The organism is Henriciella aquimarina (assembly GCF_002088975.1).
Lineage (GTDB): Bacteria > Pseudomonadota > Alphaproteobacteria > Caulobacterales > Hyphomonadaceae > Henriciella > Henriciella aquimarina.
This window is the reverse complement of sequence record NZ_NCST01000103.1, coordinates 80,837-101,958: the sequence shown is the minus strand read 5'-3', so window position 1 is coordinate 101,958 and position 21,122 is coordinate 80,837. Positions and strand designations below refer to the sequence as shown.

Annotated in this window: 14 protein-coding genes; 7 read left to right on the top strand and 7 right to left on the bottom strand. The window is 62.7% G+C overall.

Annotated features, from left to right (window positions below; genetic code table 11):
• Nucleotides 1-91: 91 nt before the first annotated feature.
• Nucleotides 92-1,072: an efflux RND transporter periplasmic adaptor subunit gene (locus B8784_RS15965; protein ID WP_233356194.1), complete on the top strand. Its 981-nt coding sequence runs from the start codon at nucleotides 92-94 to the stop codon at nucleotides 1,070-1,072.
• Entirely contained in the window at nucleotides 1,072-4,170 is a 3,099-nt protein-coding gene (locus tag B8784_RS15960; protein WP_407646491.1) for an efflux RND transporter permease subunit, read from the top strand. The genes B8784_RS15965 and B8784_RS15960 overlap by 1 nt, the downstream gene beginning before the upstream one ends.
• A gap of 30 nt (nucleotides 4,171-4,200) precedes the next feature.
• Here B8784_RS15960 and B8784_RS15955 read toward each other — a convergent pair whose 3' ends face one another.
• From B8784_RS15955 to B8784_RS15935, 5 genes are all read right to left on the bottom strand, one after another.
• Nucleotides 4,201-5,985 carry a sodium:solute symporter family protein gene (locus B8784_RS15955; RefSeq protein WP_084398897.1) on the bottom strand — a complete coding sequence of 595 codons (1,785 nt, stop codon included), beginning with the start codon at nucleotides 5,983-5,985 and terminating at the stop codon, nucleotides 4,201-4,203.
• A gap of 1 nt (nucleotide 5,986) precedes the next feature.
• Nucleotides 5,987-6,253, bottom strand: coding sequence for a DUF4212 domain-containing protein (locus tag B8784_RS15950; protein WP_084398896.1), 267 nt, complete (start codon nucleotides 6,251-6,253; stop codon nucleotides 5,987-5,989).
• A 90-nt stretch (nucleotides 6,254-6,343) separates the two neighbouring features.
• On the bottom strand, nucleotides 6,344-7,375 hold the full coding sequence (locus B8784_RS15945) for a LacI family DNA-binding transcriptional regulator (protein WP_084398895.1): 1,032 nt from the start codon (nucleotides 7,373-7,375) through the stop codon (nucleotides 6,344-6,346).
• Between the two features lie 15 nt (nucleotides 7,376-7,390).
• A complete protein-coding gene (locus B8784_RS15940) occupies nucleotides 7,391-9,064 on the bottom strand; it encodes an alpha-glucosidase (protein ID WP_084398930.1) in 1,674 nt (557 codons plus the stop codon).
• Nucleotides 9,065-9,080: 16 nt separating this feature from the next.
• On the bottom strand, nucleotides 9,081-10,955 hold the full coding sequence (locus B8784_RS15935; RefSeq protein WP_084398894.1) for an alpha-amylase family glycosyl hydrolase: 1,875 nt from the start codon (nucleotides 10,953-10,955) through the stop codon (nucleotides 9,081-9,083).
• Between the two features lie 373 nt (nucleotides 10,956-11,328).
• Between B8784_RS15935 and B8784_RS15930 the strand changes: the two genes are divergently transcribed.
• From B8784_RS15930 to B8784_RS15915, 4 genes are read left to right on the top strand one after another with little or no spacing between them, the layout of a single operon-like run.
• Nucleotides 11,329-13,323 (top strand): glycoside hydrolase family 97 protein, encoded by a 1,995-nt coding sequence (locus B8784_RS15930; protein WP_084398929.1) that lies wholly within the window; start codon nucleotides 11,329-11,331, stop codon nucleotides 13,321-13,323.
• 58 nt (nucleotides 13,324-13,381) lie between these two features.
• Complete coding sequence (locus B8784_RS15925; protein WP_084398928.1) at nucleotides 13,382-14,965, top strand: MFS transporter; 1,584 nt, start codon at nucleotides 13,382-13,384, stop codon at nucleotides 14,963-14,965.
• Nucleotides 14,962-16,341, top strand: coding sequence for an alpha-amylase family glycosyl hydrolase (locus B8784_RS15920; protein ID WP_084398893.1), 1,380 nt, complete (start codon nucleotides 14,962-14,964; stop codon nucleotides 16,339-16,341). Before B8784_RS15925 ends, B8784_RS15920 begins: the two co-directional genes overlap by 4 nt.
• A 14-nt stretch (nucleotides 16,342-16,355) precedes the next feature.
• Nucleotides 16,356-17,234 carry an ROK family protein gene (locus B8784_RS15915; RefSeq protein ID WP_084398892.1) on the top strand — a complete coding sequence of 293 codons (879 nt, stop codon included), beginning with the start codon at nucleotides 16,356-16,358 and terminating at the stop codon, nucleotides 17,232-17,234.
• 5 nt (nucleotides 17,235-17,239) lie between these two features.
• On the opposite strand, the gene B8784_RS15910 is transcribed toward B8784_RS15915, so the two are convergent.
• Nucleotides 17,240-17,947 carry a DUF6445 family protein gene (locus tag B8784_RS15910; protein WP_084398891.1) on the bottom strand — a complete coding sequence of 236 codons (708 nt, stop codon included), beginning with the start codon at nucleotides 17,945-17,947 and terminating at the stop codon, nucleotides 17,240-17,242.
• 83 nt (nucleotides 17,948-18,030) lie between these two features.
• On the opposite strand from B8784_RS15910, the gene B8784_RS15905 reads away from it, so the two are divergent.
• Entirely contained in the window at nucleotides 18,031-19,539 is a 1,509-nt protein-coding gene (locus tag B8784_RS15905; protein WP_084398890.1) for a tryptophan halogenase family protein, read from the top strand.
• Here the strand turns inward: B8784_RS15905 and B8784_RS15900 are convergent.
• A complete protein-coding gene (locus B8784_RS15900; protein WP_084398889.1) occupies nucleotides 19,515-21,023 on the bottom strand; it encodes a tryptophan halogenase family protein in 1,509 nt (502 codons plus the stop codon). The genes B8784_RS15905 and B8784_RS15900 overlap by 25 nt on opposite strands.
• Between the last annotated feature and the right edge of the window lie 99 nt (nucleotides 21,024-21,122).

Genomic DNA, 21,122 nt, shown 5'->3' with positions numbered 1-21,122 from the left:
TCCTCACGCAATTGTCATTGCTGCAGTGACGAAACTTTAGGACTGGTTTGGTATGAAGGTCAGTGTGACGACCCGAACAAGATCATATTTGTTGGCGCTGGCTGCCCTTGCGCTCACTGCCTGCCAGGGCGGTGAGGAAAGTGCGCCTGCCGCGCGTTCCGAACGCGCCGTACAGATCGTGCCACACCAGGTCTCCTTCGTGACGGAAACGACGCGTGTCGAAGCTGTCGGCACGGCACGGGCGCGGACGACAGCCACGATCTATCCCGAAACAAGCGGAGAGGTCACCAAGGTCAATTTCGACGCGGGTGACCGGGTCGAGACAGGCGAGGTTCTCGTACAGCTGGAAGCGCGCGCCGAGCGTCTGGCCGTGCGGCAGGCAGAAGTCGCGCTGAAAGATGCCCAGCGCCTGATCGACCGCTATGACCGTGTCAGCACCCCCGGCGTCATTGCCGGCAATGAGCTTGACCGGGCGAAGGCCGCCTATGATGCCGCCGAGATCGAACTCGACATCGCCCAGGATGCTCTTGAGCGCCGCACCGTGCGCGCGCCGTTTACCGGCTATGTCGGGCTCACCGATATCGATCCCGGCGCACGGATCACCACCGACACGGTAATCACCCGCCTGGACGACCGCGATGTGCTCTATGTCGATTTCCCGGCCCCGGAACAGACCTTCGGCCGCGTCGAGACGGGGGATGTGATCAGCATCGAGCCCTTCTCCGAGCCCGACCAGCATTATCAGGCCGAGATCGTCAACATCGACAGTTCCATCGATACGACGACCCGCGCCTATACGATCCGCGCCGCGATCGTCTGGGGCGGCGATGGCGCCTTCCTGTGGGCTGTCGACAATGGCCGCGCCAAACGGGTCTCGCTGACCATCGTCTCGCGGGAAGAAGGCTATGTGCTTGTAAAGGCCGGTCTTCAGGAAGGCGACTGGATCATCGAGGAAGGCGTCCAGAAAGTCCGTGAGGGCACACCTGTCGAGACACCCGGCCAGACCCAGTCGCTCGCCGGGCCCGGCGGCACACGGCATGCAGAGGGCGGCCCGACCGCTGGCCTGCCATGATGCCACCCGGATCAGGCCTGCCCGGACTGGCCGTCCGGCGCCCCCTGCTCGTCACCGTTCTCAATCTTCTGATCGTGATCGCGGGGCTCGCTGCCATTCTGGGCGTCGAGGTGCGCGAACTGCCGGATGTCGACCGCCCGGTCGTCTCCGTGCGTGCCAACCTGCCCGGCGCGGCGCCTGAAACCATCGATGCGGAAGTGACCAGTATCCTCGAAGGTGCGGTTGCGCGCGTGTCCGGCGTGCGCGAGATCCAGTCCTCGAGCGAGGAAAACAATTCCCGCATGCACATCGAGTTCAATCCCGGTGTCGATCTCGACACCGCGGCCTCCGATGTGCGCGAAGCCGTCAGCCGTGTGACCCGCGAGCTGCCCGACCGGCTGGAAAACCTCTTCGTGACGAAGGCCGACGATGAAGGCCGACCGGTCCTCACCATCGCCGTGATCAGTGACGCCTATAGCGACGAGGAACTGACGCGGATCATCACTAATGACATCATCCCGGAATTCCTTGCGATTGACGGGGTGGCCACCGTCCAGGAATTCGGCACACGCGAGCGCCAGATGCGCGTGGTCGTCGACCCGTTGCGGCTGAGCCGCTTCGGCCTGACGACCGGGGATGTCGCCAATGCCCTGCGTGAGGCCCCCTTTGACGTGCCTGTCGGCAGTTTCCGCTCAAGCGATCAGGAGCTGATCGTTCGCGCCGAAGCGACAGCCGCCACACCGGCACTCATCAAGGATATCATCATCCGGGACAATACGCGCATCGGGGATATCGCCGAGGTCGCACTCGGCCCGGCCGATGCGGAAGACTTCCTGCGCCTCAACGGAGAGCCGATCATCGGGCTGGGAATCGTTCGTCAGGCGCGTTCCAACACGATCCAGATTTCCGAGGCCGCCAAGAAGAAGGTCGACCAGCTGAACAAGCGCTTCGACAATATCTCGCTGACGGTAACCTCCGACGAGGCGATCTTTATCGAGAAGTCCGTCACCGAGGTGCTCGCCAGTCTCGCCATCACCATCATTATCGTCGTCTGCACGATCTGGCTGTTCCTCGGCTCCATGCGAGCGACCATTGTCCCGGCTGTGGCCATTCCGGTCTCGCTGATCGGCACCGTGGCCGGCATCTGGGCGCTGGGCTTCTCGATCAACCTGCTCACTCTGCTGGCGCTCGTCCTCGCCACAGGCCTCATCGTGGATGACGCCATCGTTGTGCTCGAGAACATCCAGCGCAAACAGTCCGACGGGCTGAAACGGCGCGCGGCCGCCGCTATCGGCGGACAACAGGTCTTCTTCGCCGTCATCGCAACGACAGCCGTGCTGATTGCCGTCTTCGTCCCGATCTCCTTCCTGCCCTCGACCACGGGCCGGCTCTTCCGGGAGTTTGGCTTCGTCATTTCCCTGGCCGTTCTGATCTCCTCCTTTGTCGCGCTCTCACTCGCCCCGGCGATTGCCTCCAAATTCCATTTCAGCGACACGGAGTCTGCCGACAGCCCGCTTGAGCGGGCCGGTCGCTGGATGCTGGGCGTTTACAAGACCAGCCTGAAGGCCTGCCTCGCCCATCCGCTCATCGTCGTTCTTGTCTCGCTTCTGACAGCCGGCGGCGCGCTTTTCGTCTACACGACCCTGCCGTCGGAGCTGGTTCCGGCCGAGGACCGCGGCGTCATCGAGATCTTCGCCACCGGTCCGGATGGGGTCGGCCTCTCCTATATGGAGCGCGAAACCGACGAAATCGAAGCCATCCTCCAGCCTTATGTCGATGATGGCACGATCGAGTCGCTCTTCACCGTCGTCGGGCGCTGGGACCCGAACCGGACCGGCGTGACCGCCCGGCTCGCCCCATGGGAAGAGCGCGACAAGAGCCAGCAGCAAATCATCTCCGAACTGCAGGGCCCGATGTCAAACATCCCCGGCGCACGCGTCTCGGTCTTTGGCCGCTCCAGCCTGGAAAGCCGTGGTGGACGCGGTGGCGGCCTGCGGGTGGCCCTGCTCGGCGACGAGTACCCGGAAATCTACACCGCTGCGCGCGCTCTCACCCAAGCCATCGAGACCGAATCCGACATACTGTCGAACCCCGACATTTCCTATCAGCCGACCCAGCCGCAACTGTCGGTCCAGGTCGACCGGCGCCGCGCGGCTGATCTCGACGTGCCGCTGGACGAGATCTCGCTCACCCTGCGCGCCATGGTCGACGGCGAAGACCTGATCGACCTCAATGTCGAGGATCAGGCCATCCCGATCATCCTGGAATCGGAGTCCGGCGCGATCCGCGACCCGGAAGGGCTGCGTAACCTCTATGTCCGGTCCAATTCCGGCAGCCTCGTGCCGATCTCGACCCTGACCAATATCCGCGAGGAAGGCGTCGCCGCCCAGCTCGACCGGACCGAACAGCGCCGCGCCATCCAGGTCGATATGGACACCCCGCCAGGCATGCCGCTGGCCGATGCCATCGCAGAGTTCGAGCGTCTCGCCGACGAGGTCCTGCCGGACGACATCAGCACATTGCTTCAGGGCGAGGCGGCAACCCTGGAGGAAAGCAATCACGACATCATGCTGACCTATGGCTTTGCCTTCGTCATCGTGCTGCTCGTGCTCGTTGCCCAGTTCGAGAGCATTACAAGCCCGGTCGTGGTCATGCTGACCGTGCCTTTCGCACTGGCTGCCGCGATCTATGCGCTCGCCATGACGGGCGTCTCGCTCAATATCTATTCGCAGATCGGGCTGATCATGCTGATCGGCCTGATGGCGAAGAACGGCATCCTGCTCGTGGAGTTCGCCGACCAGCTGCGCGCGGAAGGCCGCTCGGTGCACGATGCCGTGCTGGAAGCCGCCACGATCCGCCTGCGCCCGATCGCCATGACCGTCATCTCGACCGTGCTCGGCGCGCTGCCGCTGATCCTTTCGAGCGGGGCCGGCGCGGAATCGCGCAACTCCATCGGCTGGGTTGTCTTTGGCGGGCTGGGGCTCGCTGCTCTGTTCACCCTTTTCCTGACACCGGTGATCTATCTCGGTGTGGCAAGCCTCTCCAAGACACGCGCCAGCGCAGCGCGGGCCTTGGACGAGGAACTGCGCGAGGCCAACCGCCAGCAGCCAGCCGAGTAGGCAGCTCGCCTCAGCGGCTTTACATGGCCGCTATCTGTCGGAGAGCGGCGCCATCTCGGTATCGCCACTGCCGTGCGGGGTCCGCATGCCGGGCACGCGGATATCCTCGACCAGATCCTGAATGTCCTGCGGCGGCGCCTTGGTGGCGAGCGCGACGACGACGCCGACCGCTGCCGCCACCCACATGAAGACAAAGCCGATGCCCTCGGGCGAGACCCCGAACAGCCAGTGGGCGGGATCGGTGTCGACGAATTTGAACCAGTAGATATAGCCGAATGTGGTCGCCAGACCCGTCACCATGGCGGCAATGGCGCCTTCCCGGTTCATCCGTTTCCAGAAGATGCCGAGGAAGATAACCGGGAAGAGCGAGGCGGCCGCCAGGCCGAAGGCGAAGGCAACAACCTGCGCCACAAAGCCGAGCTGCGAAGAGAAGATGCCAAGCAGACCGGCGGCCAGAACGGCCCCTGCCGCCGAGGCCCGTGCCACGCGTAGCTCATCCTTGTCGGTCATGTCCTTGAAGATCGTGCGCCGGCAGAGGTCGTGACTGACAGCCGAGGAGATCACCATGAGCAGGCCCGCAGCCGTCGACAGCGCCGCCGCCAGCCCGCCGGCCACGACGAGGCCAATCACCCAGCCCGGCAGATTGGCGATCTGCGGATTAGCAAGCACGAAGATGTCCCGGTCGGGGCTCACTTCGTTCTCGACACCATCGGGCGCATCGGGCCCGCGATACTGCATGACGCCGTCGCCATTCTTGTCTTCAAAAGCGAGAAGGCCCGTCGTCTCCCAGGTCTTGTACCAGGTCGGCACCGGCTTGCCGCCGTCGGCCTCGATCTCGGCGGCGCGGGCGTCATAATCCTCATTGTCGGCGATGTAGGTGGACTCGTTGACGGTATCGATGAAGTTGATCCGTGCGAAGGCGCCGACTGCCGGTGCTGTCGTATAAAGCAGCGCAATGAAAACAAGCGCCCAGCCAGCAGAGACACGCGCCGCCCCGGCGCTCTTCACGGTGAAGAAACGGATGATGACGTGCGGCAGGCCGGCCGTGCCGAACATCAGCGCGGCGGTGATACAGAACATGTCGATCCGGGCCTTGTCGCTGCGGGTATATTCCCCGAAGCCCAGATCGTTGAGGACGGTGTTGAGCTTTGTGAGCATCGCCACGCCCTCGCCTTTCGCCTCGCCGATGAAACCAAGCTGCGGGACCGGATTGCCGGTGATGATCAGCGACATGAAAATCGCCGGGACGGTAAAGGCGAAGATAAGCACGCAATATTGCGCAACCTGCGTATAGGTGACGCCCTTCATCCCGCCGAGCACGGCATAGAAGAAGACGATCACCATGCCGATTGCGATGCCCCACTCGAAGGGCACACCGAGAAAGCCGGAAAAGGCGACTCCCACCCCCTTCATTTGCCCGGCGATATAGGTGAATGAGACAAACAGCGCGCAGACCACAGCGATGATGCGCGCGGTGGTCGAATAATAGCGGTCGCCGACAAAGTCCGGCACGGTGAACTTGCCGAACTCGCGCAGGAAGGGGGCGAGCAGGAGCGCCAGCAACACAAAGCCGCCCGTCCAGCCCATGAGATAGACCGAGCCGCCATACCCCATAAAGGCGATCAGGCCCGCCATGGAAAGGAAACTCGCCGCCGACATCCAGTCGGCCGCCGTCGCCATGCCGTTGACGGTCGGGTGAACATCGTGGCCGGCGACATAGAAGTCGTCAGTGGAGCCGGCGCGCGCCCAGATGGCGATGCCGATATAGAGCGCGAAGGTCGTGATGACGAAAAAGAGGGTCCAGGCGTCGAGCATGTCAGGCCTCCACCCCGTATTTCTTCTCGATCCGCCGCATCGCCCAGCAATAGACGAAGATCAGCACCACGAAGACATAGATCGCGCCCTGCTGGGCAAACCAGAAGCCGAGCGGCGCCCCGCCGATCGAGACCTGGTCCAGAAAATCGCGAAACAGGATACCTGCCCCGTAGGACACTGCGAACCAGATGATGAGCAGGCTGATTGTCAGCCTGACTGTCTCACGCCAATAGGCCTTGTGGTCTGGCCGCTTGTCGCCTTCAGCCATAATCCTTGCCCTCCCTGCCGATCTTGTATCTGGCAGGCAGGCTAGAGACATTCAGCGCGAACGCAACGCGTGTCTTTTAAAGAAACCGTATCAGGCGCCGCAGGATTCGCGCACGATCAGATCGGTCGGCGAACGTTCGGACCTGCGCGATCCGCCCTGCGAGTCGATCAGTTTCGAGACCAGAAGGCGCCCGGCCTTTTCGGTGTCCTGGGAAATCGTCGTCAGCGACGGCTTGGTGAGCTTGCTGAACGGAACATTGTCATAGCCGACTACGGAGACATCGTCGGGCACGCTACGCCCGGACGCCTGAATGGCCCGGATGGCCCCGAGCGCGATCAGGTCACTCGCCGCGACGATCCCGTCAAATGGCGTGCCCTTCTCGATCAGGCTGTGGATCGCGGCCTCGGCCGACTCCACCTCGAAATGCACAGGCAGATACCAGTCCGGCTGTGCCTCGATACCGGCCCGCTCAAGCCCTTCGAGATAGCCACGATAGCGCTGCATGGCTTCAGGCGCTTCGGTATCGCCAAGAAACAGGATCTTCTCACGGCCCAGCCGCGCCAGATGCGAGGTCGCCCGGCGTCCGCCCATCGTATTGTCGCTGCCGATGGAGCAATAGGACTGCTCCGGCAGTTCCGCGCCCCAGACGACGAACCGGCTGTCCTTGGCCGCCAGCCGGTTGAACTCCACATGCAGCGAGCTCTGCCCGATGAAGATCACGCCATCGGCCCGGCTCGTGCTCATCGCAAAGGCGAGATCCTCATAGGTAGTGGGCGTGATGTGGCTGACGAGGACGTCGCAATTGCGCTCACGCGCGGCTTCGACGACACCGGCGAGCAGATCGAAGAAGAAAGGGTCGTAGATATGCCCGTCACGCGCCTGCGGCTGCGGCACGACCACGGCGATGGTCGCCTCGGCCCCGATCGGGCCGGCGGGCATGCGCTGACGGAAGGGATAGTCCAGCTCTCGCGCCAGCTCCCAGATCGCCTGTTTGGTCCGCCGGTTGATCGCCGGACTGTCATTCAGCGCCCGCGACACGGTCGAGATCGAGACCCCCGCCCGCTTGGCAAGGTCCTCCAGCCGCGTCGACTTTCTGGCGCTGCGCGAATTGTCTTTCGCCATCCTTTTTCCGTCCCCTCAGTCCCCTGCCTCGTCGAGCAGTGCCCAGTAACCGGACCAGGGTTCAATTTGCCTTGGCAGTGAAACGGAAGCGTTAACAGCCCCCGTCTCGTTTGCAAGAACCTGCATCTGGTTCGCAGCAGCTGGCACAAACTCAACAGGCTCAGCTCCTATATTGAAGACGCAGGCGACGCTCTTTCCTTCATGTTCGCGCTGAAAAAAGAGGATCCCCTCGGGCGCCTCATGGAAATGCAGCGTCCCAAGCCTGAGGGCTGGAAGGGACTGGCGAAGCTTGATGAGCGAGCGCGCGACATTCAGCGTCGACACCGGGTCCGCCTCCTGACGGTCGGCTGAGAGGGCATCGTGGAGCGGATCGACCGGCAGCCAGGGCTCGCCCGTCGAGAAGCCCGAATTGGTCGCATCGGCCACCCACGGGATCGGCGTGCGCGCGCCATCCCGGCCCAGCGTGCGCGGCCAGTTGGCAATGGCTTCCGGGTCCTTGAGGTAGTCGAACGGCACTTTCGCCTGCGGCAGACCAAGCTCCTCGCCCTGATAGAGGAAGGCATTGCCGCGGAGCCCCAGCAGTAGCAGCAGCAGCATGTCGGCAGCCTGCTTGCGGTCCTCCGGCGCCGCCCAGCGAGTCACCGCGCGGGGGGCGTCATGGTTCGAAAAGGCCCAGCTCGGCCAGCCCTCATTCGCCACACCGCCCCATTCGCTGAGCGAGCGCACAATGCGCGCCGGCGATAAGCTCTGGGCATAGAGGAAGTCGAAACTGTAGGCGGAATTCAGCCGGCCCTGGCCTTCGGTGAAAGCCTTCATCTCGCCGATCGGGTCCGGCCCGCCAATCTCGGCGACCGTGAACCTGCCGTCATAGCGGTCGAGCAGCGTGCGGATGCGCTCCAGGAAGGCCGGCACTTCCGGCTGGGACATGCTGTAAACATGGCGCTGCATGTCGAAGGGGCGCGTGACCTTCTCCATCGGCAGGCCCGAGGGCGGATTGTCCCGCAGCTCGCGGTCATGCATGGCGAAATTAATCGCATCGAGTCGAAACCCGTCAACGCCCCGGTCGAGCCAGAATGTCGCCGCCGCCAGCAGCGCATCCTGCACCTCCGGATTATGGACGTTCAGGTCCGGCTGGGAGACGAGGAAATTGTGGAAGTAGTATTGCTGGCGCCGGGCGTCCCACTCCCAGGACGGCCCGCCGAAGACCGACTGCCAATTATTGGGCGGCGAGCCATCCGGCTTCGGATCGGCCCAGACATACCAGTCGGCTTTCGGATTGATCTTGTCCTCACGGCTCTCGGCAAACCAGGCATGCTGGTCGGAGGTGTGGGAATAGACCTGGTCGATGATGACCTTCAGGCCGAGACGATGTGCCTTTTCGATCAGCTGGTCGAAATCGGCGAGCGTGCCGAACATGGGATCGACGTCGCAATAGTCGGCGACGTCATAACCATAATCCTTCATCGGCGAGGCGAAGAAGGGCGACAGCCAGACCGCATCGACACCAAGCGAGGCGATATAATCCAGACCCTTGATGATGCCCTGAAGGTCCCCGATGCCGTCGCCTGTGGTGTCGAGAAAACTGCGCGGATAGACCTGATAGATCGTCGCGCCTTTCCACCACGGCGCGTCTGCCCCCGGCTGCGGCGAGGGGGTCGCATTGGCGGCGCTGGCTGGCCTGTTGGTCATGCAGTCGTCCACAACTCTACTCCTCAAGATCACTGTAGCAGATGAGAAAATCCCGCGGCGCAATGGAAATCGCATAGCTGCCGGGGGCTTGCACCTGCGCCGCACAGTCTCCGTGCACGGCCGTCCAGCGCTTTGCCCGGCCATCGACAAGGCTATTGAAATCGCGCGTGTCATTGCCCGCATTGAACGCGATCAAATATTCCCGGCTGCGGGCGGCGTCGAAGCGCGACATGACGAAGAGACCGCCCGCCTTGTCAGAATGACGGATAAGCTGATGGCCGCGCCGCAGCGCCGGATGGGCCTGACGAATGGCCGCCATCTGCGAGATGGCTTCGAAGAGCGGATGGCCGGTATCGAAATTGACATCCGCGGTTGTGGCGTCGGTCCCGACAAGATCATTGTCGAGATAGTCCGGCACCTGGCTTTCGAACATGTCTTCACGCGCGCCGCGATCCCCGCCATCGGACACGAAGCCCTGTTCGTCGCCATAATAGATGGTCGGCACGCCGCGCGAAAACATCAGCATGGCGTGGGCGAGCGTCAGCCGCTCCAGCATCTCCGCATCGTTCATTTCCGGATGCGCCTCACGCAGGAAACCCGCAAACCGGCCCATATCGTGATTGCCGAGGAAGGTCGGCAGGATGGCGGCTGTCTCGAGACCATCGGCATAGGAGTGATCGACGGCAAACAGCTCTTCCAGCCGGCGGGCCGGCGCCCCGTTCACGACGACGTCGCGCACCACACCTTCGAAGGCGAAATCAAGCACGGACGGTAGACCGTCCCGGGTCGTATAGGCAGATAGCCGACCGGCATCGAACTCATAGGCTTCGCCAAAGATATGGAAGTGCTCGATGCCAAGGCTTTCGGCATGCGCCTTCATGGCGGGCGCAAAGGCTTGCCAGAACTCCGGATTTACATGTTTGGCCGTATCGATGCGGAAGCCATCGACCCGAAAATCGGTGATCCACTGCTTGTAGATGTCGATAAAGCCCGCGACCACGCGCGGGTCTTCCGTCATCAGATCGTCCAGCCCGCCAAAATCGCCCATGCGGGAGCTTTCGCCCTCGAAGGCGGAATTGCCCCGATTGTGATAATAGAGCGGATCGTTCAGCCAGGCCGGGTTTTTGCTCGTCTTCTCCCCCTCCGGAACGAACGGCTCATAAGCCCAGCCCGGCTCGGCCAGCTCTTCGAAATTCTCATGTGTGTGATGGGCCGGATCGGTCCCGGCAAAACCGGCATTGATCGCCTCGCCCGTTACGTCGCCGCGCGTCGTCCAGGGATAGTCGCCGATGCTGCGATAGGGACAGGTTTCCTCGGTCGCATCGCCCGGCGCCGCCGTCGCCGCGCATTCGCGGTACTGGATGACGTCGGCGGAATGATTGGTGATGATGTCCATATAGACCTTCATGCCACGTGCGTGGGCGGCATCGACAAAGGCCTTGAAGTCTTCCCGCGTACCGAGATGTGGATCGACGTTGAGGTAATCGGTGATCCAGTAGCCATGATAGGCGGCCGACTCCTGGCCGGGCGGCCCCTGAACGGGCTTGTTCTCGAAGATCGGCGTCAGCCAGATGGCGGTTGCGCCCAGTGCCTCGATATAGTCCAGCCTGTCGGTCAGCCCTTTCAGATCACCACCATGATAGAAGCCATTGTCGGTCGGGTCGAAGCCGGTCTTGAGCCGTCCACCTGAAAGGCCGCCCTTGTCATTCGACGGATCGCCATTCTCGAAACGGTCCGGCATGACGAAATAGATGATCTCGTCCTGCGGCAGCCGGTCGGAGATGGGCGGCGGGGACGGCGTGTCTGCGCCTTGCGCCTGACTCGCGCAGGCCGCGGCGAGCACGCTTGAAGCCAGCATCAGGCCACGCAGTGGAGCGGCATTCAGGCGCATTCTCTCCTCCCTCGTCCGAGCGGATTTTCTTTATCGCTTCCGCAACTTTTTGCATTGCTAGCATGCGCAGATACGGATGCAAGGCCGAAATAACAAAATCCATACACCGCAAGCCAGAATCGTCTTTTCTTTCTATCAAAGCTTGCCCAATTCTCTCACCGCCCAGGTCATCTGAATTTCAAATTTTGAATTGACTTGCACAAGTTTGCAACGCACTCTTCCCGCCAAAGAATAGACCGGACCATTGGGAGGATCCGCCATGACACAGGCCAAGGCCTTAAAGGCCCTCACCCTCGTTTTTGCCGGATTCTCAGGGCTCGGCGGCATTGGCCCGGCGACTCTGAGCCCCTCCGTCGCAGTGGCGCAAGAAAGCATGCCCGCCAGCTCGGCCAGCGTTGACGCAACCTCCCCCGATGGGCGCACCGAAATCAGCCTTGCCACAGCCAATGGCCAGCCCGTCTATACCGTCACCCGCGATGGCAAACCGCTCATCGCCCAATCGAAACTCGGCCTACGTTTTGCCAGCGGCGCGAATCTCGACCGGGGTTTCGAAATCACAGAGACCGCAGCCGACAGCCACGACGAGACCTGGCAGCAGCCCTGGGGCGAGAAGCGCACTGTGCGCGATCTTCACAACGAGATCACGGCACGCTTTACATCGACCGATGATGGCCCGGAGCGCAGCTTTACCGTCCGCGCCCGCGTTTTCGATGCGGGCGTCGCCTTCCGCTATGAAGTGCCGGATACGGGCGAGCGTGCGCTGGTCGATGAGATCACGGAATTCGCCGTCGAGCCGAACGCCACATCGTGGTGGACACCGGCCGGCGAATACAACCGCTATGAATACATCTACAAGACGACCCCGGTGCGCGACATCTACCGCGTCCACACACCCTATACGCTGAAATACGACGTGGAAGGCGCCGACGGCCCCTATCTCGCCATCCACGAGGCCGCTCTAGTCGACTATGCCGGCATGTGGCTGGACCAGCGCCGTGCGGGCGTCCTCGAGGCCGAACTCGCCCCACGCCATGACGGCACCAAGGTCAAGATCGACGGCGCCTTCAAGACGCCCTGGCGCGTCATCCAGATCGCCGACACCGCAGCCGGGCTCGTCAATGGCGCCGACATCTATCTGAACCTCAACGCGCCGAACCAGCTCGGCGATGTCTCCTATTTCGAACCCGGAAAATATGTCGGCATCTGGTGGGGCATGCACATCAACAAATACACTTGGGGCTCGGGACCAGACCATGGCGCAACAACCGGGAACACGAAGCGCTATATCGACTTTGCGGCCGAGAACGGCTTTTCCGGCGTGCTGGTCGAGGGTTGGAACATTGGCTGGGACGGGGACTGGTTCAACAATGGCGACAAGTTCCGCTTCGCCGAACCCTACCCGGATTTCGACATCGAAGCCTTGTCGGACTACGCCGCCAACAAAGGCGTGAAACTGATCGGCCACCACGAAACCGCCGCCAATCTACCGAACTATGAAAGCCAGCTCGATGCGGCCTTCCAGCTCTATCGGGACAATGGCTATTCCACGGTGAAGACCGGCTATGTCGCCGATGCGAGCGACCTCGTGCTTGAAGATGAAGAGGGCTTCCGCCGCTATGGCTGGCATGCCGGCCAGGAGCGGGTTGTCCATGACCTTAATGTGCTGAAGAAGGCGCATGAATACGGCCTCGCCATCAATGCGCACGAACCGGTGAAGGACACTGGCCTTCGCCGCACCTACCCGAATGCCGTCAGCCGCGAAGGCGCCCGCGGCATGGAATTCAATGCCTGGGGCAGCCCACCCAATCCGCCGGAGCACACTGCCATCCTGCCCTATACCCGCCTGCTCGCCGGCCCGATGGACTTCACGCCCGGCATCTTCGACCTGATGCCGAATGGCGAGGACAACGAGAACCGTATCCAGACGACGCTCGCAAAACAGCTCGCACTATATGTCGTGATCTACAGCCCGGTGCAGATGGCCGCAGACCTGCCGGAGAATTACGAAGCCAATCCGGAGCCTTTCCAGTTCATCAAGGATGTGCCGGCCGACTGGGAGACCTCCATCGCGCTCGATGGCGAGGTGGGAGATTTCATCGTCCAGGCCCGCAAGGACAGGAAATCCGATGACTGGTATGTCGGCGCGCTGACGGACGAGACCGCGCGTACAGTGTCCGTCCCCCTCGATTTCCTTGATGACGGCCGCAGCTACACCGCTGAGATCTATCGCGACGGCGAGGACGCCGATTGGCAGACCAACCCTTATGCCATCACCATTGAAAGTCGCACCGTGACGGCCCCGGACACGCTGGAACTGCCCCTCGCGTCATCCGGAGGGGCAGCGGTCCGGCTGGTGGCCGGGCGATAGCCGGCAGAAGAGATTGCGCCTGCTGAACGATACGAAGATGGCCGGGGAGGTAAAAGCGATGCAGAAACCCAAGCTGAGCTTCGGCCAGATCTGGAACATGTGTTTCGGATTTCTCGGCATCCAGATCGGCTTCGACCTGCAAAATGGCAATGTCAGCCGCATCTTCCAGACGCTTGGCGCCAGCATCGATTCCTTGCCCATCCTCTGGATCGCGGCCCCGCTGACCGGGCTGATCGTCCAGCCCATTGTCGGACATTTCTCCGACAAGACATGGGGACGGCTCGGCCGCCGTCGGCCCTATTTTCTGGTCGGTGCGGTCCTGGCGAGCCTGGCCCTGTTCGTGATGCCGAACTCTCCGGCGCTCTGGGTCGCGGCCGGAACGCTCTGGATCATGGACGCCTCGCTGAACATCACCATGGAGCCGACGCGCGCCTTTGTCGGCGACATGCTGCCCGACCAGCAGCGCACCACCGGCTACGCCTTGCAGAGCTTCTTCATCGGCCTCGGGGCCGTCATTGCCGGCGCCCTGCCCTGGCTGATGACCGAGTTCGGCGTCTCGAACACCGCGCCCGAAGGCGAGATCCCGATGACGGTGCATCTCGCCTTCTATGCAGGCGGGGCCGCGCTCTTCCTCGCCGTCCTGGTGACCGTGCTGACCACGCCGGAATATTCGCCCGAACAGATGGAGCGCTTCGAGGCCGCCCGGCGCGAAGCGCTCGGCCTTGGTGACGAGACCGAAGATACGCCCCCGCCGCGCTCAGCCCGGGCTTTCTATACAGGGGGGCTGATCTGGCTCGCGGTCGGTCTGCTACTTGCCGCCTTTTTCCATGCCGGACGGATGGACCCACGGCCCGGCTGGCTCACCTGGCTGGGCGATGTCGAGTTCAAGCAGGACCTCTATGTCTTTGCCGCGCTGGTCGCCGGTTTCGGCGTGATCCAACTCGTCGCCGGCACCATACGCTCAAGCGGAAAGAGCGAGAACGGCTTCATGGAAGTCGTCGGCGACCTCTTCCGAATGCCGAAAACAATGCGACAGCTCGCCGTGGTGCAGTTCTTCTCCTGGTTCGGCCTGTTCGCCATGTGGATCTACGGCACGCCCGCTGTGGCCGAGCATCACTACGGCACCAGCGATGCGGCAACCGCGCTCTATCAGGAAGCCGGCAACTGGTGGGCGCTGCTTGGTGCGGTGCGCAACGGTGTGGCTGCCGCCGCCGCGCTCGCCATCATCTGGCTCGCCGCGCAGGTCGACCGGCGCAAGCTGCATGCGATCTGCATAAGCCTCGGTGCGCTTGGTTTTGCAGGCATGATCCTGATCGACGATCCGGCCCCGCTGGTCCTGCCCATGGTGGGGGTCGGCGTGGCCTGGGCGGCGATTGTCTCGGTGCCCTATGCCATCCTCGCCGGCTCGGTCCCGGCGCGGAAAATGGGCGTCTATATGGGCATCTTCAACATCTTCATCGTGGTGCCGCAGCTCGTCGCGGCCACCCTGCTCGGCTTCCTGCTCCGCACCTTTTTCGGCAATGAACCGATCTGGGCCTTTGCCATCGCGGCCGCCTCCTTCGCCCTGGCCGCTATCGCCGTCCTCTTTGTCTCCGACACCGCGGAAGAGGCCTCGCCTGAGCCCATAGGAGCCGAGACATGAGAGCCCTGATCACCACCCTCGCCACGCTGGCGCTTATGTCCGGCCCGGCGCTCGCGCAGGACACCGACACGAAGTGGCAGCCCGAACCTTATGTGAAGCTCGACCATCCGGACTGGGCGAAGGACGCTGTTCTCTACCAGATCAATACCCGCCAGTTCACACCCGAAGGCACTTTCGCGGCGGCCAAGAAAGAACTCGACCGGCTCGACGCGCTCGGTGTCGACATTCTCTGGCTGATGCCCATCCACCCGATCGGCAAGACAAACCGCAAGGGCAGCCTCGGCTCGCCCTATTCGGTGAAGGACTATTATGGCGTGAACCCGGAATTCGGCACGCTGGATGACCTCAAATCCTTCGTCGATGCCGCCCATGAAAGAGACATGCACGTCATTCTCGACTGGGTCGCCAACCATACCGCCTGGGACAATCCGCTCGTGACCGAACACCCCGACTGGTACGAGACCGACTGGGATGGCGACTTCATGCCGACACGCTGGTGGGACTGGTCGGACATCATCGATCTCGACTATTCCAGCCCGGAGGTCCGCGAATACATGGCCGGGGCGCTGCGCTATTGGGTCGAGGAAGCCGGCATCGATGGCTACCGCGCCGATGTCGCGGGCTATGTCCCACTCGACTTCTGGGAGACGGTGCGCGCCGAGCTCGACACCATCAAGCCGGTCTTCATGCTGGCTGAATTCGACCAGCGCGACGTCCATGCCCGCGCTTTCGACGCCTCTTACGCATGGGACTGGAAGAATACGATGCAGGCCATTGCCGAGGGCGAAGCCGGCGCCAATGCCTTTTTCGGATACTATGCCGAGACGGACGGCGCCTGGCCGCACGACGCCTATCGCATGACCTATACCTCCAACCATGACCAGAATGCCTGGGACGGCGCGGCCCCCGACATCTATGGCGACGCATATGAAGCGGCCATCGTCCTCTCCTTTGTCGGCGAGGGCCTGCCGCTCATCTATAATGGCCAGGAAGCGGGCAATACGAAGGAACTCGAATTCTTCGAGAAAGACCCGATTGCGTGGCGCGATTCTCCGGTGGGCGATCTTTTCAAGTCTCTTATCGAGCTGAAAACCGAGACCTCAGCCCTCCACAATGGGGCCGCCGGGGCGCGGATGGTGCCGGTGGTGAACACAGCGCCAGACGCCGTGCTTTCCTTCACCCGGTTCGACAGCAATGGCGGGGTCTTCGCCGTGCTCAACCTCTCACCAGAAAGACAAACCGTGCGCTTCACCGATGGGCCTTATGCGGGCGCGTATACCGAATACTTTTCGGGCAAACCTCTCACAATCGACGCAAAGACCGCGCTTGACCTGCCCGCCTGGAGCTACAGGGTGTTCACGAAGCAGGGTGGATAAGGACACAGACGAGGATGCTCGCAGGGATCGAGGCTGGCGGAACCCGGATGGTCTGCGCCGTGGCGGAGCACCCCGCCCACATCCGCGAGCGCATCGAGATCCCGACCACCACGCCGGAAGAGACGTTCGGCCACATCCGCGATTTCCTGAAAGCCCAGCGCTCCGTCCGCGCCATTGGCGTGGCGGCTTTCGGGCCGGTCGACATCGACAAGCGCTCGAAGACCTATGGCCAGGTTCTGAATACGCCGAAGCCCGGCTGGACGGGCGCTTCCTGGTTCAAGGCCTTTTCGGGTTTCACGGTGCCCTTCAAGATCGAAAGCGATGTCTCTGGCGCCTGCCTCGGCGAATACGCCCATGGCGCCGGGCGCCATCAGAAGACGCTCGCCTATGTCACGGTCGGGACCGGCATCGGCGCGGGCATCGTGAATGACGGCCGCGTGCGCAACGGCACAGGCCATTACGAGATGGGCCATATCCCGGTTCGCCGCGACCCGGACGACACCTATGGCGGCCACTGCCCCTTCCATGCCGACTGTCTTGAGGGGCTGGCCTGCGGCCCGGCTATCCAGGCGCGCTGGGGCGAGCCGCTGTCGCACCTCGGTGAAGGCGCCGTCGCGCTGGAGGCAAGTTATCTCTCGCAGCTGGCGCTCACCATCATCCTCGCGCACATGCCAGGCCGCATCATTGTCGGCGGCGGCGTGATGAAGACACCCGGCCTGATCGAGGCGCTGCGCGAACAAACGCAGGACCGCCTGGCCGGCTATGTTCGTCGTGGGGCACTATCGGGCGATCTCTCCGATTATATCGTCCCGCCAGGCCTCGGCGAGGCAGCAGGCGTCACCGGGGCCTTGCTGCTGGCTCAGCAGGCCGCACGTGAGGCTGTCGAGAGATGACCTGTCTATCGATTTCGCGCGACAAGAAAGGTGTTCACCGTCAGGCGCGCCTCCTCGTCCGGCTCGCCAATATAGTCCGCCCTCGGAATATCTCCGGAATGCAGGCAGAGGCCACGATAGAGCACCATGCGATTGACCCGTGCCTCGACTTGCCCGATCTGCTCGAACTGGTCGGTGGACCCGGAAAAATAGCGTTGCGGCGGAAGGCCAATGGCGTTGGCCTCGGCCTGAAGCGTGCGGTCATAGATGTCGAACCGGTCAGCACTGATCGTCTCGAACCCCGTGGAGCAATGCCGGTAGAAGCTGGTCCCGCCATACTCCGGTCCGCTCAGATAGTGCAGCAGGGCGACGAAACCGGGATTCGTCCCGTCAAAGTGCGGCAGGCACTGGATCGGCGTCAGTTCATCCGGCGGCGTTGTCACCCTGGAGAAGTTGCATTCCACAAGCCTCGCGCCTGCCTCCATGTCGAAAACATCGGTCAGGATATCCTGCAACAGGTCGATCCGTTCAGCGAGATAACCCGACGGGGCCGGCGCCCGATGGCCTGGATAGTGACGCCCGCCCGGCGCATAATCCTGCCGAGCCGCCTGTTCCTGGAGCGCATCCGGACTGGAGAAGAAGTCGTCTATGACGACGACGGGCTCGCCTTCGTCGCCCGGATAGAGGACATGATAAGGCAGCGTCTGGCCAAGCTGGTCAGCGTTGTCCGTCATTCTTTCGCGTTTCCCCGCTCTCTTGCAGGTTTCATATCAGGAAAGCTGCGACATTGCACCGCAGCAACTGCAGGAGACCCGTCATGACAGGGGATCCTGTGCGCGATGTGGTCATTGTCGGCGGCGGCTCGGCCGGCTGGATGACGGCGGCTGCGCTTGCCAATGCCACGCAGGGCGCCTGCCGGATCACGCTGATCGAGTCCGAGGCGATCGGCACGATCGGCGTTGGCGAAGCCACCATTCCGCCCGTGAAATACTTCAATGCCCGCCTCGGCATCGACGAGGCCACCTTCCTTCGCGAGACCAGCGGCACGTTCAAGCTCGGCATTGAGTTCAGGAACTGGACCCGGGAGGGGCACACCTACTCCCACCCCTTCGGCCAGTATGGCGCCGAGTTCGACGAGGTGCCCTTCTACCAATACCTCATCCGGGAACTGATCGCCGGACGCGAAACCACCGTTGATGACTACACGATGGCCTGGGCGGCGGCGAAAGCCGGAAAGTTCGAGCATCCGGCGCGGGACAAACGTCTCATCCAGTCGACCTTCGATTATGCCTATCACTTTGATGCTACCCTCTATGCCCGTTTTCTGCGTGGCCATGCCGAACAGCGCGGCGTCGTCCGCACCGAAGGTCGCGTGGTGGACGTGTATCAGGACAGCGAAAGCGGGTTCGTTCGATCAGTAACATTGGAAGACGGGCGAACCTTCGAGGGGGACCTCTTCATCGACTGCACGGGCTTCCTCGGCCTGCTCATCGAGAAGACACTGAAGACAGGCTTCGAGGACTGGTCGCACTGGCTGCCCTGCAACCGCGCCGTTGCCGTCGCCTGCACGGGCAGTGGATCGCTCCTGCCCTATACACAATCGACAGCGAAGACAGCGGGCTGGCAATGGCGCATCCCGCTGCAGCACCGCGTCGGCAACGGCTATGTCTATTGTGCCGACCATCTTTCAGCAGACGATGCGGAAGCCGAGCTTCTGCGCTCGATCGAGGGCAAGCCACTGGCCGACCCGCGCCATCTGCGCTTTCAGACGGGGCGCCGGCGGAAATTCTGGAACCGGAATGTCGTTGCCATCGGCCTGTCGGCCGGCTTCATGGAGCCACTTGAATCGACCAGCCTGCATCTCATCCAGTATGGCATCATGCGCCTTCTCGCCCTCTTCCCGGACAGGCAAATGTCGCCGCTTCTGGCGGAAGAATACAATGCGCTGACTATGGCCGAATATGAGCGCATTCGGGACTTTCTCATCCTGCACTACAAGGCAACCGAGCGGCGTGGCGACGGCTTCTGGCGCCATTGTGCGGAGATGGAGATACCCGACCGGCTCGCCTACAAGATCGAGCATTTCCGCCGCCACGGCATGATCGTGTCCGATGAGCGCGAACTTTTCGCCAATCCGAGCTGGATCGCGGTCTATCTCGGCCAGGGCATTGTCCCGGAGCGCGCCCCGGCGCTCTCGGGCCTTCGCCCCCAAGTCCCGGTCGAAGAGCGCATGGCACAGGTCCGCGCGGCGATGACAGACGCCGTCGCCGCCATGCCGGACCATCGCGCCTATATCGAGCGCTATTGCAAATCAGCCTTGCAGTGAGAACGCAGGAAGTCGGTGTGCCCCGGCAGCTGGGCTTCGGCCTTGGCGATGATCGCCTGCACGTCGGAGAGGAAACGCGCTAATTGCTCCGATGACAGACGGTCTGCCATGGCGTGATAGCCTTTCGGCATCAGCCCCTGCCCCACCATGACCTGCACCCAGCTCGACTCGCGGAAAAGGTCTTCCGGATCCTTGAACAGGTGCCCGCCGCCCTCGAAGAGAGCCATTTTCGCCTTCAGGCTGTCCGGCACATCCATAGTCGCGCAATAGCGCCAGAACTCGGAGTCATCGCGGTCGGTGCGGTGATAATGCAGGATCAGGAAATCGCGGATCAGCTCATATTCGTGGCCGACCCGGCGATTATACTCCTCGATATTGGCAGCTTCGAAATCGCGAGTCGGGAAAAGCTCGACGAGACGCGAGACATTCGACTGGATGAGATGAATCGAGGTCGATTCAAGCGGCTCCAGAAAACCACTCGATAGCCCGATGGAAACACAATTCTTCGCCCAGAACCGCTCGCGCCGCCCGGTCGTGAAGCGCAAGGGCTTCGGGTCGGCGAGCGGTCGGCCGTCGAGATTGGCGAGCAACAGGTCTGCCGCGCGCGTCTCGTCCATAAACGCGTCGCAGAAGACGTGGCCATTGCCGGTGCGGTGCTGCAGTGGAATGCGCCACTGCCAACCGGCCTCGCGCGCCATCGCCCTGGTGTAGGGCAAAAGCGGCTCGGTCTGTTCGGAGGGCACGGCCAGCGCCCGGTTGCAGGGCAGCCAGTGGGACCAGTCACGATAGCCGACACCGAGCGCGCCCTCGATCAACAGGCCGCGAAAACCGGAACAATCGATGAAGAGTTCGCCCGCGACACGCTCACCGTTTTCCAGCTGCACCGCCTCGATAAAACCCGTTTCGCCGTTCAGATCGGTGCCGGTGATCCGCCCTTCGACACGCCTCACGCCAGCGGCCTCGGCATGGCGTCTCAGGCAGGCGGCATAGAGCGTGGCATCGAAATGAAAGGCATAGGCAAGCCCCGTCATCGGCGTATTACCGACCCGTTCCATCCGCCCGAACTTGTTCGCATAGGCGACACGATGATGCAGGGAATAGTCCCACAGGCTGGCGGCGCTGCCTTCGGCCCGCGCGCGCAGCCAGTAATGATGAAACTGCAGACTGGAAAGGTTGATGCCCGGATCGCCGAAAGTGTGGAGATAGCGCTCGCCGATATGCCCCCAGTCGGAGAATTCGATGCCGAGCTTGAAGCTCGCCCGGGTGTCCCGGACAAAGGCATCCTCGTCGAGGCCGAGAATGGCGTTCAATCGGCGGATCTGCGGGATGGTCGCTTCCCCCACCCCGACCGTACCAATCTGCTCGGACTCGATCAGCGTGATGTCGAGATGGGCGGGCAGCAGCTTGCGCAGGGCAGCCGCCGTGATCCAGCCCGCCGTGCCGCCACCGGCAATTACCACCTTTTCGATCTGCGGCCGCGCCATGCCCTTGTCCTGTTCATACTGACCGCAAAGCTTAGCTCTGCCAGCCCAAGAAAAAAGGCCCGCCCTGGTCGGGGCGGGCCACTCACGATCCGGGAGGTA

What these genes read in the sequence shown, in the direction of transcription:
- B8784_RS15960 (WP_407646491.1), top strand. Translation starts at nt 1,072, where the DNA reads ATGCCACCCGGATCAGGCCTGCCCGGACTGGCCGTCCGGCGCCCCCTG.
- B8784_RS15955 (WP_084398897.1), bottom strand. Translation starts at nt 5,985, where the DNA reads ATGCTCGACGCCTGGACCCTCTTTTTCGTCATCACGACCTTCGCGCTC.
- B8784_RS15950 (WP_084398896.1), bottom strand. Translation starts at nt 6,253, where the DNA reads ATGGCTGAAGGCGACAAGCGGCCAGACCACAAGGCCTATTGGCGTGAG.
- B8784_RS15945 (WP_084398895.1), bottom strand. Translation starts at nt 7,375, where the DNA reads ATGGCGAAAGACAATTCGCGCAGCGCCAGAAAGTCGACGCGGCTGGAG.
- B8784_RS15940 (WP_084398930.1), bottom strand. Translation starts at nt 9,064, where the DNA reads ATGACCAACAGGCCAGCCAGCGCCGCCAATGCGACCCCCTCGCCGCAG.
- B8784_RS15935 (WP_084398894.1), bottom strand. Translation starts at nt 10,955, where the DNA reads ATGCGCCTGAATGCCGCTCCACTGCGTGGCCTGATGCTGGCTTCAAGC.
- B8784_RS15930 (WP_084398929.1), top strand. Translation starts at nt 11,329, where the DNA reads ATGCCCGCCAGCTCGGCCAGCGTTGACGCAACCTCCCCCGATGGGCGC.
- B8784_RS15925 (WP_084398928.1), top strand. Translation starts at nt 13,382, where the DNA reads ATGCAGAAACCCAAGCTGAGCTTCGGCCAGATCTGGAACATGTGTTTC.
- B8784_RS15920 (WP_084398893.1), top strand. Translation starts at nt 14,962, where the DNA reads ATGAGAGCCCTGATCACCACCCTCGCCACGCTGGCGCTTATGTCCGGC.
- B8784_RS15915 (WP_084398892.1), top strand. Translation starts at nt 16,356, where the DNA reads ATGCTCGCAGGGATCGAGGCTGGCGGAACCCGGATGGTCTGCGCCGTG.
- B8784_RS15910 (WP_084398891.1), bottom strand. Translation starts at nt 17,947, where the DNA reads ATGACGGACAACGCTGACCAGCTTGGCCAGACGCTGCCTTATCATGTC.
- B8784_RS15905 (WP_084398890.1), top strand. Translation starts at nt 18,031, where the DNA reads ATGACAGGGGATCCTGTGCGCGATGTGGTCATTGTCGGCGGCGGCTCG.
- B8784_RS15900 (WP_084398889.1), bottom strand. Translation starts at nt 21,023, where the DNA reads ATGGCGCGGCCGCAGATCGAAAAGGTGGTAATTGCCGGTGGCGGCACG.